The organism is Vibrio natriegens NBRC 15636 = ATCC 14048 = DSM 759 (assembly GCF_035621455.1).
Lineage (GTDB): Bacteria > Pseudomonadota > Gammaproteobacteria > Enterobacterales > Vibrionaceae > Vibrio > Vibrio natriegens.
This window is the reverse complement of record NZ_CP141822.1, coordinates 1,043,806-1,058,883: the sequence shown is the minus strand read 5'-3', so window position 1 is coordinate 1,058,883 and position 15,078 is coordinate 1,043,806. Positions and strand designations below refer to the sequence as shown.

Genomic DNA, 15,078 nt, shown 5'->3' with positions numbered 1-15,078 from the left:
AATTCATAATTGTTAAGCAAAATTGCAAATCCCCGACTAGGCTTAAGTAGAGAAAGGCTGTGATTGAATGATTCAAATCCACCGCTCACCGTTGTGATGATAAATCTGTACTTAAAGCAAAGTCTTTGGTGTCGCATAACTTACGTCCTGTACAAACCAAATCAGAGGTCAGTACGTATACATTCAGACAACCAAGAGCATGACAACAGGTGAGTAAGCCTTCATCAACGTTCGTCGGTAGACTGACTATTAAAGGGGAAAGCGACATGAGTATTTTCGACCACTATCAATCCAGATATGAAGCTTCTAAAGATGAAGAGATGTCGTTACAGGAGTTTCTAGCCCTGTGTAAGGATGACAAAAGCGCATACGCTAATGCAGCAGAGCGCCTACTGATGGCCATCGGTGAGCCAGAAGTAATCGATACAGCCAAAGATCCACGTCTAAGCCGGATCTTCTCAAACCGCGTTATAGCGCGTTACTCAACATTTAAAGATTTCTATGGCATGGAAGATGCGATAGAACAAATTGTTTCATATCTAAAACATGCTGCTCAAGGTTTAGAAGAACGCAAACAGATTCTTTACCTACTCGGTCCAGTAGGTGGTGGTAAATCATCACTTGCAGAAAAACTAAAAGCATTGATGGAACAAATGCCAATTTATGTGCTTACCGCGAATGGTCAGCGCAGTCCGGTCAATGACCATCCTTTCTGCCTCTTTAAAGCTTCCGAAGATGGCGAAATCCTGAAAAAAGAATACGGTATTGAACAGCGTTACCTACGCTCCATTATGTCTCCTTGGGCAGCCAAACGTCTGCATGAGTTTGGTGGCGACATCACCAAATTTAAAGTAGTCAAAGTCCGCCCTTCTATCCTCGACCAGATCGGGGTAGCGAAAACCGAACCAGGCGATGAAAACAACCAAGACATTTCATCACTCGTAGGTAAAGTCGATATCCGTAAACTTGAACATTACTCTCAAGACGATCCAGATGCCTACAGCTACTCTGGCGCGCTGTGTAAAGCGAACCAAGGCTTGATGGAATTCGTTGAGATGTTCAAAGCACCGATTAAAGTACTTCACCCGCTACTAACTGCGACTCAGGAAGGTAACTTTAACGGCACGGAAGGCCTGTCTGCGATTCCATTCGATGGCATGATCTTAGCGCACTCGAACGAATCAGAATGGCAAACGTTCCGTAACAACAAAAACAACGAAGCATTCCTTGACCGTGTGTACATTGTGAAAGTGCCGTACTGTCTACGTGTTTCTGAAGAAGTGAAAATTTACCAAAAACTTCTCGAAAACAGTGAACTGTCACAAGCACCATGTTCACCAAGCACGTTAGAAACGTTGGCGCAATTCAGTATTCTTTCACGCCTGAAAGAGCCTGAAAACTCGTCCATCTTCTCTAAAATGCGGGTATACGACGGTGAAACCCTGAAAGACACCGATCCGAAAGCGAAAAGCTATCAGGAATATCGTGATTACGCCGGGGTTGATGAAGGCATGAGCGGCCTGTCCACTCGTTTCGCGTTTAAGATTCTGTCGCGTGTATTTAACTTCGACCAAACCGAAGTAGCCGCGAACCCAGTTCATCTGTTCTACGTCATTGAACAGCAAGTTGAACGTGAACAGTTCCCAACAGAAACGGCAGAAAAATACCTTGAGTTCTTGAAAGGATACCTCGTACCTCGCTACGTCGAGTTCATTGGTAAAGAAATTCAGACCGCGTACCTAGAGTCATACTCTGAGTATGGTCAGAACATCTTTGACCGTTACGTGACTTATGCAGACTTCTGGATTCAGGACCAAGAGTACCGCGATCCAGAAACTGGCCAGCTATTTGACCGCGCTTCACTCAACTTAGAGCTAGAGAAGATCGAGAAAACAGCCGGTATTTCTAACCCTAAAGATTTCCGAAACGAAATCGTCAACTTTGTGCTTCGTGCGAAAGCCACTAACAATGGTCAGAACCCGGTTTGGACCAGCTACGAAAAATTGCGCACAGTTATCGAGAAGAAAATGTTCTCCAACACTGAAGAACTTCTTCCGGTTATCTCATTTAATGCGAAAACCTCTTCTGAAGATCAGAGGAAACATGACGACTTTGTCGCTCGCATGATGGAAAAAGGCTATACCGAGAAACAGGTTCGCCTACTTTCTGAGTGGTACCTACGAGTACGTAAGTCATCCTAACCAAATGTTGAGTTAGGTCGCTTGTGTGAAACATGAAGAGGGCTATTTCATGGCGCAATTTATAGACCGAAGGCTCAATGGCAAGAACAAGAGCGCTGTTAACAGACAGCGCTTCTTGAAGCGCCATAGAGAGCAAATCAAGGAGTCGGTGGCAGACGCAGTGAATCGACGCTCGATCACGAATACGGAAACGGGCGAAGACGTATCGATACCGCATAAAGACATAACCGAACCGATTTTTCATCAAGGTCAAGGTGGGCTACGTGAGCGTGTCCATCCAGGTAACGATCAGTTCATTACTGGTGACAAAATCGAGCGTCCAAAATCAGGAGGCCAAGGCAGTGGCTCTGGCGAAGGTAACGCAAGTCCAGACGGCGAAGGTCAGGATGAATTTGTATTCCAAATCTCGAAAGACGAATATCTGGATATTCTTTTCGAAGATCTCGAGCTGCCGAATTTAGAGAAAAACCAAATAGCAAAAATTACCGAGTGGAAAACACATCGTGCTGGCTTCCAGACTGCGGGTATCCCCTCTAACATTGCTGTTGTGCGCTCACTCCAACAATCTCTGGCTCGAAGAACGGCCATGACAGCAGGTAAAAAGCGACTTCTCAAAGAACTTGAGGATGAGCTCTCACGTATTAAAAATATGGAGCCTGCTCAACCGTTTGAAGAGACCCGGTTGAAGAGGGAAATAACCGAACTGCGTAAGAAAATCGACAGTGTTCCGTTTATTGATACTTTCGACTTACGTTTCAAAAACTACGAGAAACGCCCTGTTCCATCCAGCCAGGCCGTCATGTTCTGCTTAATGGACGTGTCAGGCTCAATGGATCAAGCAACCAAGGATATTGCAAAACGATTCTACGTACTGCTTTACCTATTCCTGACTCGTACCTATGAAAACGTGGAAGTGGTGTTTATTCGCCACCACACACAGGCAAAAGAAGTGGATGAGCACGAGTTTTTCTACTCTCAGGAAACGGGGGGTACCATTGTATCCAGTGCTCTAAAACTCATGGATGAGATAATCAAAGCTCGTTACCCTGTCGGACAGTGGAACATTTATGCAGCCCAAGCATCCGATGGCGACAACTGGGCGGATGACTCACCGAGATGCCGTGACTTATTAGTGGATAAGTTACTGCCTAACTGTCAGTACTACTCATATATTGAGATCACACGTCGTTCTCACCAAACTTTGTGGCATGAGTATGAAAAACTCACCGAGGAATTTCCTAACTTTGCAATGAAAAATATTCGCTCTGTTGAGGATATCTTCCCTGTCTTCCGTGAACTATTCCACAAAGAAACGGCGTAAGGAGGCTAGCGATGAGTACCGCAACGAAAAACCTCTCTGGTAAAGCTCCAAAAAAGCGCAGTAGCAAGTTGCTACCTGATGGTCCCGACTGGACCTTCGAGTTGCTGGAGCGATACCACAAAGAGATAAAACGTGTCGCTGAGCACTATCGCCTCGACACTTACCCAAACCAAATTGAGGTCATCACGTCAGAACAAATGATGGATGCATACTCAAGCATTGGGATGCCGATCAACTACAACCACTGGTCGTTCGGTAAGAAATTCATTCAGACAGAGCAAAACTACAAACACGGCCAAATGGGCTTGGCGTACGAGATAGTCATCAACTCCAACCCTTGTATCGCCTATCTAATGGAAGAGAACACGGTGACTATGCAGGCGCTGGTGATGGCGCATGCCTGCTATGGACACAACTCTTTCTTTAAAGGTAACTACCTGTTCCAGACTTGGACAGACGCAAGCTCTATCATTGATTATCTATTGTTCGCAAAAAAATACCTGGCAGAGTGTGAAGAACGCTATGGTGTTCTGGAAGTTGAAAAACTTCTCGATTCTTGTCATGCATTGATGAACTTCGGGGTCGACAGATACAAACGTCCAGAAAAAATCTCCATTACGGAAGAGAAAGCGCGTCAAGAAGAGCGTGAGGCGTACCTGCAATCACAAATTAATGATCTGTGGCGAACCGTGCCTAGGTCGAAAACCAAAGAAGAGGACATCGTAGAGCGCTTCCCAAGTGAACCACAGGAAAACTTACTGTATTTCTTTGAGAAACATGCACCGCTACTCGAGCCATGGCAGCGTGAAGTCATCCGTATTGTGCGTAAGATAAGCCAATACTTCTACCCACAAAAGCAAACTCAGGTGATGAACGAAGGTTGGGCAACGTTCTGGCATTACACCATTCTTAACCATCTTTACGACGAAGGTTTGGTGTCTGAAAAGTTCATCCTAGAGTTCTTACACAGTCACACCAGCGTAGTAGCGCAGCCTGCGTATAACAGCCCTTACTTTAGCGGCATTAACCCTTACGCGCTCGGCTTTGCCATGTTCCGCGATATCAAACGCATCTGTGAAGAGCCAACTGATGAAGATAAGGAATGGTTCCCAGATTTAGCGGGTACCGACTGGCTAGACGCAGTGCACTTTGCAATGCATAACTTCAAAGATGAAAGTTTTATCAGCCAATACCTGTCACCTAAATTGATACGTGACTTTAAACTGTTCGCTATCAAAGATGATGACCATAAAAACTTCATCGAAATATCGGCGATTCACGATGAGAGCGGTTATAAGAGCATCAGAGAAAAGCTCGCAGCGCAATATAACCTATCGAACCTTGAGCCTAATATTCAGGTCTTTAATGTTGATGTCCGTGGTGATCGTTCATTAACACTTCAATATGTTCCTCACAATCGCATCCCATTGGATGACAGTTATGAAGAAGTATTGAAGCACGTATATCGTATATGGGGATTTGACGTTGTACTCCAAGAAGTGAAAGATACAGGTCATAGAGAAACGCTGGCAACGTGCCCTAAGCGTAACCAATACGACAACAACATCTGATACCGATTCCTTTAACCCCTAAGCAATACCTCAAAAGCAAAAGGCTCCAAGATTGGAGCCTTTTTATTACAGTGAAACTGCAGCGGTTACTTAGCTTCGTTAGCGACTATCGCTCTTACGGCGTCTAAGTCTGCTTGAGTGTCAACACCTGCTGCTGGAGCTTCCTTCGCTACCGCAACATGAATTTTTTCGCCATACCAAAGTACGCGAAGCTGCTCAAGACATTCAATTTGCTCTAGCGCACTTGGTGCCCAGTTGATGTAAGTATTAATGAAACCTGCGCGGTAAGCATAAATACCAATGTGGCGCATCAACGGATTAGCAATGGTTTTATCTTGCTTGGCAAAATTGTCACGATCCCATGGAATCGTTGCTCGGCTAAAGTACATGGCATAGCCGCGCGAGTCCGCCACCACTTTTACCGCATTTGGGTTGAAGACTTCATCTTCGGAGTCAATTTCTACCGCAAGCGTTGCCATTGGAGCATCACAAGCTGCGAGATTATCAGCAACTTGACGAATGATTGATGGTGGGATTAATGGTTCATCACCTTGTACATTAACAATGATGTGATCTGCAGGAATCGCCATTTTCTCAACCACTTCAGCCAAACGCTCAGTGCCTGACTCATGGTTTGGTGACGTCATGCAGACTTTTCCACCAAACTGCTCTACCGCAGAAGAAACACGTTCGTCATCGGTTGCAATAATGACATCTTCAGCACCGGCTTGCATGGCTTGTTCGTAAACCCACTGAACCATCGGTTTACCACCAATATCAGCCAACGGTTTGCCCGGTAAGCGACTAGAAGAGTAACGAGCGGGAATAACGACTGTAAAAGACATTAACGCCCCTCATCCATGCTCATGGTTCTTGCTTCCGGCTCAAGCAGAACAGGAATGCCTTCTTTAATCGGATAAGCAAGACGATCCACTTTGCAGATCAGCTCTTGATTATCTTTATCGTACGTCAGCTTACCTTTACACACAGGGCAAGCTACAATCTCAAGCAGACGATGATCCATAAGTCGCTTTAACCTCTTTTATTCTATTTAAAATTCGCTCTGCATCGCTTGTTGCAAACTGAGCAGATACAGGCAGATACCACCAATTATCTTGTGCGTATTCACGACACTTGACGGCGTCTTTCTCTGTCATGATCACATTGGCTCCTTGTTGAGCCAATGTTTCTAATTCTTGCTGATCAAAATCTTGATGGTCTGCAAACCCTTTGGTGACTTTGACGTCAGCATCCAGCATATCCAGTGTATGAAAAAATCGCGGTGGGTGGCCAATGCCTGCAAACGCTACCAGGTCGTTTAACTCTGAGACTTCAACTTGCTGTTTCGTCTTCAGGTTAATCGCCTTCTCCGGCGCCAGTGACATCGCGATTTCACTTTGTTTAGCCTGACCACCATTCGTAATCACGAAATCGACTTCTTTTAGCCTTTCAACACTTTCTCGCAAAGGACCCAAAGGTATCAGACTTTCGTTACCAAAGCGTCGATTGCCGTCAACGATCACCAACTCAATGTCTCTCGCTAATGCGTAATGCTGGAGGCCATCATCCGTGATCACAATATCAACGCCAGTCGCCAACAGCGCTTTAACCGCATTTGCTCTCACCGGATCAACGGCAACGGGAGCCCCAGTGCGATTATAAATAAGTTTAGGCTCATCACCGCAATGTTTCGCGGGCGTATCAACATCTAAAACGAGTGGATAGTGAGGTGCTTTAGCGCCATAACCGCGTGAGACAACACCCGGCTTGTAACCTAGCTGTTGTAATTGCTCCACCAGCCAGACCACAACCGGCGTTTTACCATTTCCGCCAGCGGTAATATTACCGACTACGACAACAGGTACAGGGGCTTGATACGCTTGTTTGCTCCCTTGCTGGTATTGTTTTCGCTTCGACTGACTGATTGCACCAAATAACAAACTCAGTGGCCACAAAAGCGGCCACAAGAGATATTTTAATGGGTGGTTTTCAAACCAGATTTTTTCAATCACCGCTTAACCGCCAAACTGAATTCGGTGCAATTGCGCATACGCACCGTCTTTTGAGATCAGGTCAGCATGATTACCACGCTCGACAATCGCACCATCATCAACAACGAGGATTTCATCGGCTTTTTCAATCGTCGACAGTCGGTGAGCAATCACTAGCACGGTTTTATCTTTTTGCAGCTCATCTAATGCAGCCTGAATCGCACGCTCCGACTCGGTGTCCAGTGCCGAAGTAGCCTCATCCAAAATCAACACTGGTGCATCACGCAGCAATGCGCGCGCAATGGCAATACGTTGACGCTGACCACCTGAAAGACTCGCACCATTTTCACCAATCATGGTATCGAGGCCGTGCTCCATCTTGCTGACAAACTCCATTGCATGTGCGAGCTCAGCCGCTCTTTCAATATCACTGCGCTGGAAGTTATCTTCGGTTGCGTAAGCAATGTTGTTTGCGATCGTATCGTTAAACAAGTGAACATTCTGGGAAACCAAAGCAAACTGTTCACGCAGGTTTCTCAGCTCGTATTCACGGATATCGTGGCCATCAAGCTCAATCACACCGCTGTCCACATCGTAAAAACGGTTGAATAAGTTCGCGATGGTACTCTTACCAGACCCCGAACGACCGACCAGAGCGACCGTCTTACCCCGAGGAATATCAAAGCTAACATGTTCAAGTGCAGGCTTTTCTGAACCTTCGTAGGTGAAAGTGATGTCTTTTACAGAAATATCACCATTCGCACGCTCAACCTTGTGCTTACCTTCATTCTTCTCAGGTTCAAGATCGATAAGAGCAAACAACGTTTGGCTGGCAGCCATACCGCGTTGGAACTGAGAGGTCACGTTAGTCAGTGCTTTAAGCGGACGCATCAGACCAAACATCGCTGAAAATACTACGGTAAACGTACCAGGAGTCAGTTGCTCTTTAATGGAGTCAATACTCGCCAAGTACAGTACCGCCACAATCGCAACGGATGCGATCATCTGGATGATAGGGTTCGCAGCTGCCTGAGCCGTCACCAGTTTCATGCTTTGCTGACGCATTTGGTTGCTGACTTTTTCGAATCGTTGACGTTCGATATCCTGGCCACCATAGCTCAGTACAACTTTATGCCCTTTCAGCATTTGTTCTGCAGAAGCGGTTACGTTACCCATCATGGTTTGCATATTTTTGGAGATCTTTCTAAAGCGTTTAGAGACAACGCCAATCCCCCATGCGACAACCGGCGCTACCGCAAAAAGAACCAATGATAGCTGCCAACTGTTGTAAAACATCAGCGTCAACAGACCAATAATACTCGCCCCTTCACGAACAATACTCACTAAAGCACGGCTCGTTGCAGCGGAGACTTGTTCTGAATCATAAGTGATACGAGACAACAGGTTGCCTGTCTTTTCTTTATCAAAGTAAGACACGGGCATATGCATAAAGTGGTTGAATACCAGACGTCGTATCTGCATGACGACGTTGCCAGAAACCCAGCTCAAGCAATAATCGGAGACAAATCCACTGGTACCACGAATAAACATCATGGCAAAAATTATCAACGGAAGAGTGCGCAGGAAATCAGACTCAGCGCTGCCAAAACCTTCATCAAGCAAAGGTTTTAGTAAGGAGATCATATAGGTGTCTGAGACAGCATTAATAACTAATGCAATGATAGCAACGATTAGACCAGCTTTATAAAGGCGAATAAATTGCCATAGACGCTTAAACGTCTGCCAAGTCGTTTCATCAGTATTTATCGACATAGAAGTGCTTTATTTTCTTACATTAAGACTCTCATTCTAACCCCTTACGCAGCATCTGCCTATACCAAGGCTCAAATGTATCACTGCGTTTGGTTACAAAATCCCACTTATCTTTCGTTACTCGGATAGTAACTTGTCCACCCTCACCAGTATCAAGCCATAGCGCCCCTGCGTTGAGATACGAGGTCACTACCTTGTCAGCAGGCATTCCCCACTGATTATTTTTCGCCAGTGATGCTACCGCTAATGTTGGAGAGACTGCATGGATAAAAAGAGGATTGGAGGAACTTTTGCTACCGTGATGAGGAACGAGCATCACATCACTAGATAATTTTTCAGGCTCACGAAGAAGTATCCACTCACTAATCGACTCAATATCGCCCGTGAACAGCATGGAAAAATCAGATTCTCGATCTCTGAGTCTAAAGACACACGAGTGAGGGTTGTAGGCTCGAGTGACCATTTGGGGTGGCCAGAGCACTTCGATATCGAGTTGCTGCCACGTCCAATTATCACCGCTCACACAAGGTTGATACCCACTAAAATCTTGGCTGCTGCGTTTATGGCTCGGCTTGAGGTGCGTTTCAATCACTTGCCTCCCTCCTGCGTGGTCATTGTCCGAGTGACTGAGAACCAAGGTATCAACCTCTCTAAATCCTCTGCGATGTAACACGGGTATAATCACCTGCTCCGCAACACTGCCCTCAGGCCAGGATTTTCCAGTATCGTAAATCAGAGCTTTACCCTCTTTTTCTACCAGAATGGCAAGACCATGACCGACATCGAGAACATCGATTCGCCAACTGGTACTTTTTCGTCCATTTAGACCTGAAACGATGATGGTAATAACGCACAGCAATAACCAACCCTGCCAAAGCAATAACCGCTTCAAAACCAAGAAAGTACAGAGAGAAAACAGTATCCACGTAAGTTCTATCGACAATGGTTGCCACGTACCAAAGGCATACTGAAGAGATTCACTTAACGGCCATAAAGAGAAATCCATCAATTGCCAAACTATTGGCGAGAATGCGGGTAGTAATAAAGAAGTAGATAACGCGATAAACATTAAAGGAACGACGACAAACCCAAACCATGGAATAAACACAAGGTTATAAGCGATGGACGATAAGCTGAAGCCAGAGAAAAAATAGCCACTGATAGGTATGACAAATACACTCAAGGCAAGTTGAGTCACAAACAAGGTTCGCAGTTTTCCTCGCCAGCTACTGTTATTGAACCGCACAAAGTTAATGACCAACAGCACCATACCCACAGAGAGATAAGACAACCAGAAACTCATACTAAATGATGCGAAAGGCTGAATAAGTAACTGAAAAGCAACCGCCAGGAGCAACACTCGCCAGGTACTCCAGTGAACCAAAAAGTATTTTAGAACAATGTAGATGACACAAACCGATACGGCGCGAGTGGTTGGCAGAGAAAAATCAGCGAGCCAGGCATAACACAGCGCGACGGTTAACCCCGTGATTGAAGGCACCACTTGATAACGCGGGATAACGGAGCGAACACTGACACCGAGCAAAAAACCAAAGCTAAAAGCCATTCCAATGTGCAGCCCGGAGATAGAGGCCAGGTGCAATAATCCACTGTCTCTCAGCCCTTGCCAGTCATCACCAGAAAGCCAGCTTCTATCAGCAAATACCAGAGCACTGATTAACGGAAAGTGGTCTAGATGGGAAATATCATCCATTACCAGGTTGATTATCGACTGACGTACAGAACTTCCGTTACGAATAATCCAGTGCGCATCGCCAGTCACAATCATTCTGGCTAAAATACCACTTCCCATTGCCTGCTTTTCAGCGTCGAAGCCCGCTTCGTTACGTAACCCAATAATGGGCTTTACCTGAGCCGTGGTCGTAAATTCACTGTTAACAGGGATAGGAAAGGTGGTGATAAAACGGACTTTAGGTTTAAGAAAAGGTAACAGACTTTGATCATCCACTTGTTTTATCGTCACGAGTCCTTCATATCCATGACTTATTTGATTAAAAGAGCTGTCAACTTTGCCAGTTATGGTACTATTCTCCCCTACATTAAAAAGGGCTTGTCGCTGATACTCCAATACATTGCCGTGGATGATGACTACCATTAAGCCCAAAATTACGCCTATGCTAATTAAGCCACGACGTAATTTAATTATTGAACCAGTGGTAATTATTCCCAGCAGCAGCCAGCGCCAATCTGGCATTATCGGCCACCATGCCGATGAGACAATGCTTGCGACAAATAACGCCAAGGTGCAACTTTTTTCTGAGAGAGTCATGCAGTCCTATGCCTAGAAAGCTGATAAAACGCTTCATGCCAGATCACGAGTTGATCAAACGTCAAAAAGCATTAAAAGTCTTCGGCAATGTCCTATATAACCCGAACCTTTGGTGCCTTAACCGTCGCTCTGCGTCTGGCGCGTTTGCCGTTGGTCTTTTTATGGCGTTTGTACCGCTTCCTAGCCAAATGATTATGGCGGCAGGTTTAGCCATTTTAATGGGTGTCAACTTACCGCTTTCTGTTGCTCTAGTTTGGGTTAGTAACCCAATTACGATGCCGGTTTTGTTCTACTTCGCCTACAAGATTGGCGCATGGGCTATGCATGTTCCTCCGCAACCATTTCACTTTGAGCTATCGTGGGAATTTATCATGCAGCAAATGCATACTATCGGACCACCATTCCTGCTCGGCTGTATGATATGTGGCGTCGTCTCAGCTATCATCGGCTACTTTGGCATTCGCGGAGTATGGCGCTACTCTGTAGCCCGTAGCTGGAATAAACGTAAAGTAAGATAAGTCGTCGGCACAAAAAATTCAGCACTCTGATTAGCTGATGAGGGGCAGATAACGCTTAACCTGAAAAGCAATGTCGCTCAGGCATGTTAACCTGATAGCAAATACACAAAAGGACCGAATTCGGTCCTTTTTGTTTTTTGCCTGCTTTGATTTTACTTCGCACTTAAAACCGCAGCTGGGTTTAACTTAGCCGCGCGAGAAGCAGGATACCAAGTCGCTAACAAGCTGAGAACAATTGCCGTAATCGACACCAAAGCGACATCCGGCCAATGCAGTTGTGATGGTAAGAAATCAACAAAATAAATGTCACCAGATAAGAAATGATGTCCTATCAGTCGCTCTAATCCTGTGATAAGCGGCGTTAGGTTTAAGGCGACTAAAACACCAATAACGCTGCCGACCAAACTACCCAGCACGCCAGAAAATACGCCTTGCCAGACAAATATTCGCTTGATCAGGCTGTCTTTTGCGCCCATGGTTCTGAGAATTGCAATTTCTGCCGCTCTGTCTTTAACCGCCATCATTAAGGTCGAGACGATATTGAAACACGCTACGCCTATCACCAGCACCATCACCAGATACATGATCGTCCGTACTAACTGGATATCACGGTAAAGAAAACCAAACTGTTGCTGCCAGCTTTTCAGATAAACATACACATCGATAAGGCCGCCCACTTCACGAACAATTTCCGGTGCGTTAAGGACATCGTTTGTCTTCAGCGAAACACCAGTAACACCATCTCCTAAACGGGCATATTGCTGAGCATCCGCTAATGGCACTAACGCAAGAGAGTGATCAATCTGGCCATTCAAGGTCAAGAAACCTATAACCTGTACACGAACACGCTTTGGTGCCTGAACTTTTGTCCCCGTGCCCGTTTGGGGAATCATTAACGTGACATAGTCACCAACTTCGGCATTTAACTCAGTCGCTACACCCCGGCCTAAAATCACCTGCTGCTGACCCGCGTAAAAGTTCTGCCACGCATCCGGGTCGATAAAGTCAGACATATTGGAGACGGCTTGTTCAAATGAAGGTTCCACCCCGCGTACTTCAACCGCTTTGAGTTTACTGCCCTTCTCTGTTAACCCAGTGAAGCGAACATAGGGTGCAGCCGCAACCACATTTTTATGCTTCAAGGCTTGATTCATGGTCTTGGAGTAGTTCTGCAGCGGGCCATCTACCCCCTCTAACTCACCATGTGGAATCACCGACAATACTCGCGACTGTAATTCTCGCTCAAAACCATTCATCGCAGACAGGCCAATGATGATGACGGCGACACCAACGGCAATGCCAATGGTGGAGGACAAAGAAATGAACGAGACCATCTTGTTACGCTTTTTCGCGCGACTAAAACGACCACCGATCATTAATGCTAAAGATGAAAACAAAATTAGCCCTCCGCCACAGATGCTTGACTCGTTAAACGATCCACCAGCAAACCGTCTTGCATGTGCATTTGGCGATCCATCTTCGCAGCCAGTTCGTTATCGTGTGTCACTACCAAAAAGGCGATGTTCGATTCTTGGTTTAACTCCCGCATCAGGTCATAGATCGACAACGCGGTGTTATGGTCCAGATTACCTGTCGGCTCATCAGCCAGCACCAAGTCTGGCTTGTTGACCAGCGCACGCGCAATCGCCACACGTTGACGCTCACCACCAGACAACTCCGATGGACGATGATCGATACGGTGACCTAGACCGACTTTATCCAACAACGCTTGTGCTGCCGCTTTCGCTTCCGGGGCTTTCGTTCCGCCTATTAAAAGTGGCATTGCTACGTTTTCCAACGCCGTAAAGTCAGCCAACAAGTGATGAAACTGGTACACAAAACCGAGGTGCTTGTTTCGCAATGCAGCTTGCTTATTTGAACCGAGTGACGACAAGTTTTGACCTAAAAAGTCCACTTCGCCGTGCGTCGCATCATCAAGCGCACCAAGAATATGCAGCAAAGTGCTTTTACCCGAACCCGATGAACCAACAATAGAAACCAGCTCACCTTTCTCAATATCAAAGCTGACACCTTTAAGCACTTCCGTATCTAACGAACCCTCTCGGTAGACTTTACGAATATCACGACATTCTAATAGCTTATTCATAGCGAAGTGCCTCAGCAGGTTTAACAGAAGATGCTCGGTAAGAAGGGTAAACTGTCGCGGCCAGGCTCAGAGCAATTGCCAATACCACCACTAACAGAATCTGAAATGAATCAATTAAAATTGGCAGACGGCCACCAAAAGAGAACAACGCGACACCAGCCGCCTCAAGAATCGGATTTAAGTTGAGAGATAACGTCACGCCCGCCAAACCACCAACAATCGCACCAATCACACCACTGCTTGCGCCTTGAACCATAAAGATCGTCATCACTTGCGTTTGGGTCATACCCTGAGTTTTAAGAATCGCGACTTCGGCTTGTTTTTCCATCACCACCATGATCAGCGCAGAAATAATATTAAACGCTGCAACACCAACGATCAGCCCCAGCATTAAGCCCATCATGTTCTTTTCCATTTTTACTGCCTGAAAAAGTTCACCACGCTGGGCACGCCAGTCGCTCCACTGCCATCCCTCTGGCATTGGTTTATCAGAAAAATCCGTCACCATAAACGGATCAGAGAAAAAGACACGCCAGCCAGAAACGGTATCCTGCGGTAATCGCATCAGCTTGGCTGCATCGGTCATATTGACGATCATAAGCTGCCCGTCAACATCAGAGCCGGTATTAAAAATGCCAGCAACCGTAAAGTTACGCTGGCTGGGAATACGGCCAATTGGCGTAAACTGCGTCGCGTTTGTCACCATAAGGCGAACTTTGTCGCCGATAGAAACTTTCAGAGAACGGGCAAGGCTATGTCCCAAAAACACTTGGTATTCGCCTGCTTCTAGAGCAGAGAGTCGACCAGCGATTAAGTGGTTAGCGATTGGGTCTCCCTTTTTAGGCTCAATCCCAATCAAATACCCCGCAGTCAATTGTGCGGAGCTTTGAATAACGGCTTCGCCACGAACGACAGGTTCAGGCTTCGCGACCTTTGAAATGTTCTGAATAAATTCAGGTGCTGTTTCAGTCAATGGTGTATTGCCGTCGCTCTGAGAAATCACAGCATGAGGAAGTACACCAAGAATGCGTTCTTTAAGCTGCGCTTCGAAACCATTCATTACGGACAGAACGGTCACCAACGCCATCACTCCGATTGTGATGCCTGCGGTCGACATATAGGAAACAAATCGGCTAAACCTATCTCCGGAGCGACCCCGAAGATATCTCAAACCAATAAATAATGAGATAGGATGATACATATAAGACAAACCAACCGGCTGTTTTGATATAAGACTAAACTTTGTCGGCTATCTTACCTTACTCTTCTGGTGAAAAAGACAAGATAATCGCTAAATTTGTCAACG

General features: G+C 46.0%; 12 protein-coding genes. 4 read left to right on the top strand and 8 right to left on the bottom strand.

What is annotated here, in order from left to right:
- The first annotated feature begins 266 nt into the window (after positions 1-266).
- Genes VER99_RS04870 through VER99_RS04860 form a run of 3 tightly spaced genes read left to right on the top strand, consistent with a single transcriptional unit; the run spans position 267 to position 5,093 of the window.
- Positions 267-2,201: a PrkA family serine protein kinase gene (locus VER99_RS04870; protein ID WP_020332851.1), complete on the top strand. Its 1,935-nt coding sequence runs from the start codon at positions 267-269 to the stop codon at positions 2,199-2,201.
- A gap of 49 nt (positions 2,202-2,250) precedes the next feature.
- On the top strand, positions 2,251-3,522 hold the full coding sequence (locus VER99_RS04865; protein WP_014231293.1) for a YeaH/YhbH family protein: 1,272 nt from the start codon (positions 2,251-2,253) through the stop codon (positions 3,520-3,522).
- Between the two features lie 11 nt (positions 3,523-3,533).
- The gene (locus VER99_RS04860; RefSeq protein WP_014231292.1) at positions 3,534-5,093 is read left to right on the top strand and encodes a SpoVR family protein; all 1,560 of its coding nucleotides are present in this window, start codon (positions 3,534-3,536) and stop codon (positions 5,091-5,093) included.
- Positions 5,094-5,179: 86 nt separating this feature from the next.
- On the opposite strand, the gene kdsB is transcribed toward VER99_RS04860, so the two are convergent.
- Genes kdsB through VER99_RS04835 form a run of 5 tightly spaced genes read right to left on the bottom strand, consistent with a single transcriptional unit; the run spans position 5,180 to position 11,147 of the window.
- A complete protein-coding gene (kdsB, locus tag VER99_RS04855) occupies positions 5,180-5,938 on the bottom strand; it encodes a 3-deoxy-manno-octulosonate cytidylyltransferase (RefSeq protein WP_014231291.1) in 759 nt (252 codons plus the stop codon).
- Positions 5,938-6,117 (bottom strand): Trm112 family protein, encoded by a 180-nt coding sequence (locus VER99_RS04850; protein ID WP_014231290.1) that lies wholly within the window; start codon positions 6,115-6,117, stop codon positions 5,938-5,940. Before VER99_RS04850 ends, kdsB begins: the two co-directional genes overlap by 1 nt.
- Positions 6,098-7,105 carry a tetraacyldisaccharide 4'-kinase gene (gene lpxK / locus VER99_RS04845; RefSeq protein WP_020332849.1) on the bottom strand — a complete coding sequence of 336 codons (1,008 nt, stop codon included), beginning with the start codon at positions 7,103-7,105 and terminating at the stop codon, positions 6,098-6,100. The genes VER99_RS04850 and lpxK overlap by 20 nt, the downstream gene beginning before the upstream one ends.
- A gap of 3 nt (positions 7,106-7,108) precedes the next feature.
- Complete coding sequence (gene msbA, locus VER99_RS04840) at positions 7,109-8,857, bottom strand: lipid A ABC transporter ATP-binding protein/permease MsbA (RefSeq protein ID WP_014231288.1); 1,749 nt, start codon at positions 8,855-8,857, stop codon at positions 7,109-7,111.
- 31 nt (positions 8,858-8,888) lie between these two features.
- Positions 8,889-11,147 (bottom strand): DNA internalization-related competence protein ComEC/Rec2, encoded by a 2,259-nt coding sequence (locus tag VER99_RS04835; RefSeq protein WP_024372711.1) that lies wholly within the window; start codon positions 11,145-11,147, stop codon positions 8,889-8,891.
- 8 nt (positions 11,148-11,155) lie between these two features.
- Between VER99_RS04835 and VER99_RS04830 the strand changes: the two genes are divergently transcribed.
- On the top strand, positions 11,156-11,665 hold the full coding sequence (locus tag VER99_RS04830) for a DUF2062 domain-containing protein (protein ID WP_014231286.1): 510 nt from the start codon (positions 11,156-11,158) through the stop codon (positions 11,663-11,665).
- Positions 11,666-11,817: 152 nt separating this feature from the next.
- On the opposite strand, the gene lolE is transcribed toward VER99_RS04830, so the two are convergent.
- Genes lolE through lolC form a run of 3 tightly spaced genes read right to left on the bottom strand, consistent with a single transcriptional unit; the run spans position 11,818 to position 14,973 of the window.
- Entirely contained in the window at positions 11,818-13,062 is a 1,245-nt protein-coding gene (gene lolE / locus VER99_RS04825) for a lipoprotein-releasing ABC transporter permease subunit LolE (protein WP_024372710.1), read from the bottom strand.
- Positions 13,063-13,064: 2 nt separating this feature from the next.
- Complete coding sequence (lolD, locus tag VER99_RS04820; protein WP_020332845.1) at positions 13,065-13,772, bottom strand: lipoprotein-releasing ABC transporter ATP-binding protein LolD; 708 nt, start codon at positions 13,770-13,772, stop codon at positions 13,065-13,067.
- Positions 13,765-14,973: a lipoprotein-releasing ABC transporter permease subunit LolC gene (gene lolC, locus VER99_RS04815; RefSeq protein WP_029791328.1), complete on the bottom strand. Its 1,209-nt coding sequence runs from the start codon at positions 14,971-14,973 to the stop codon at positions 13,765-13,767. The genes lolD and lolC overlap by 8 nt, the downstream gene beginning before the upstream one ends.
- Positions 14,974-15,078: the final 105 nt, after the last annotated feature.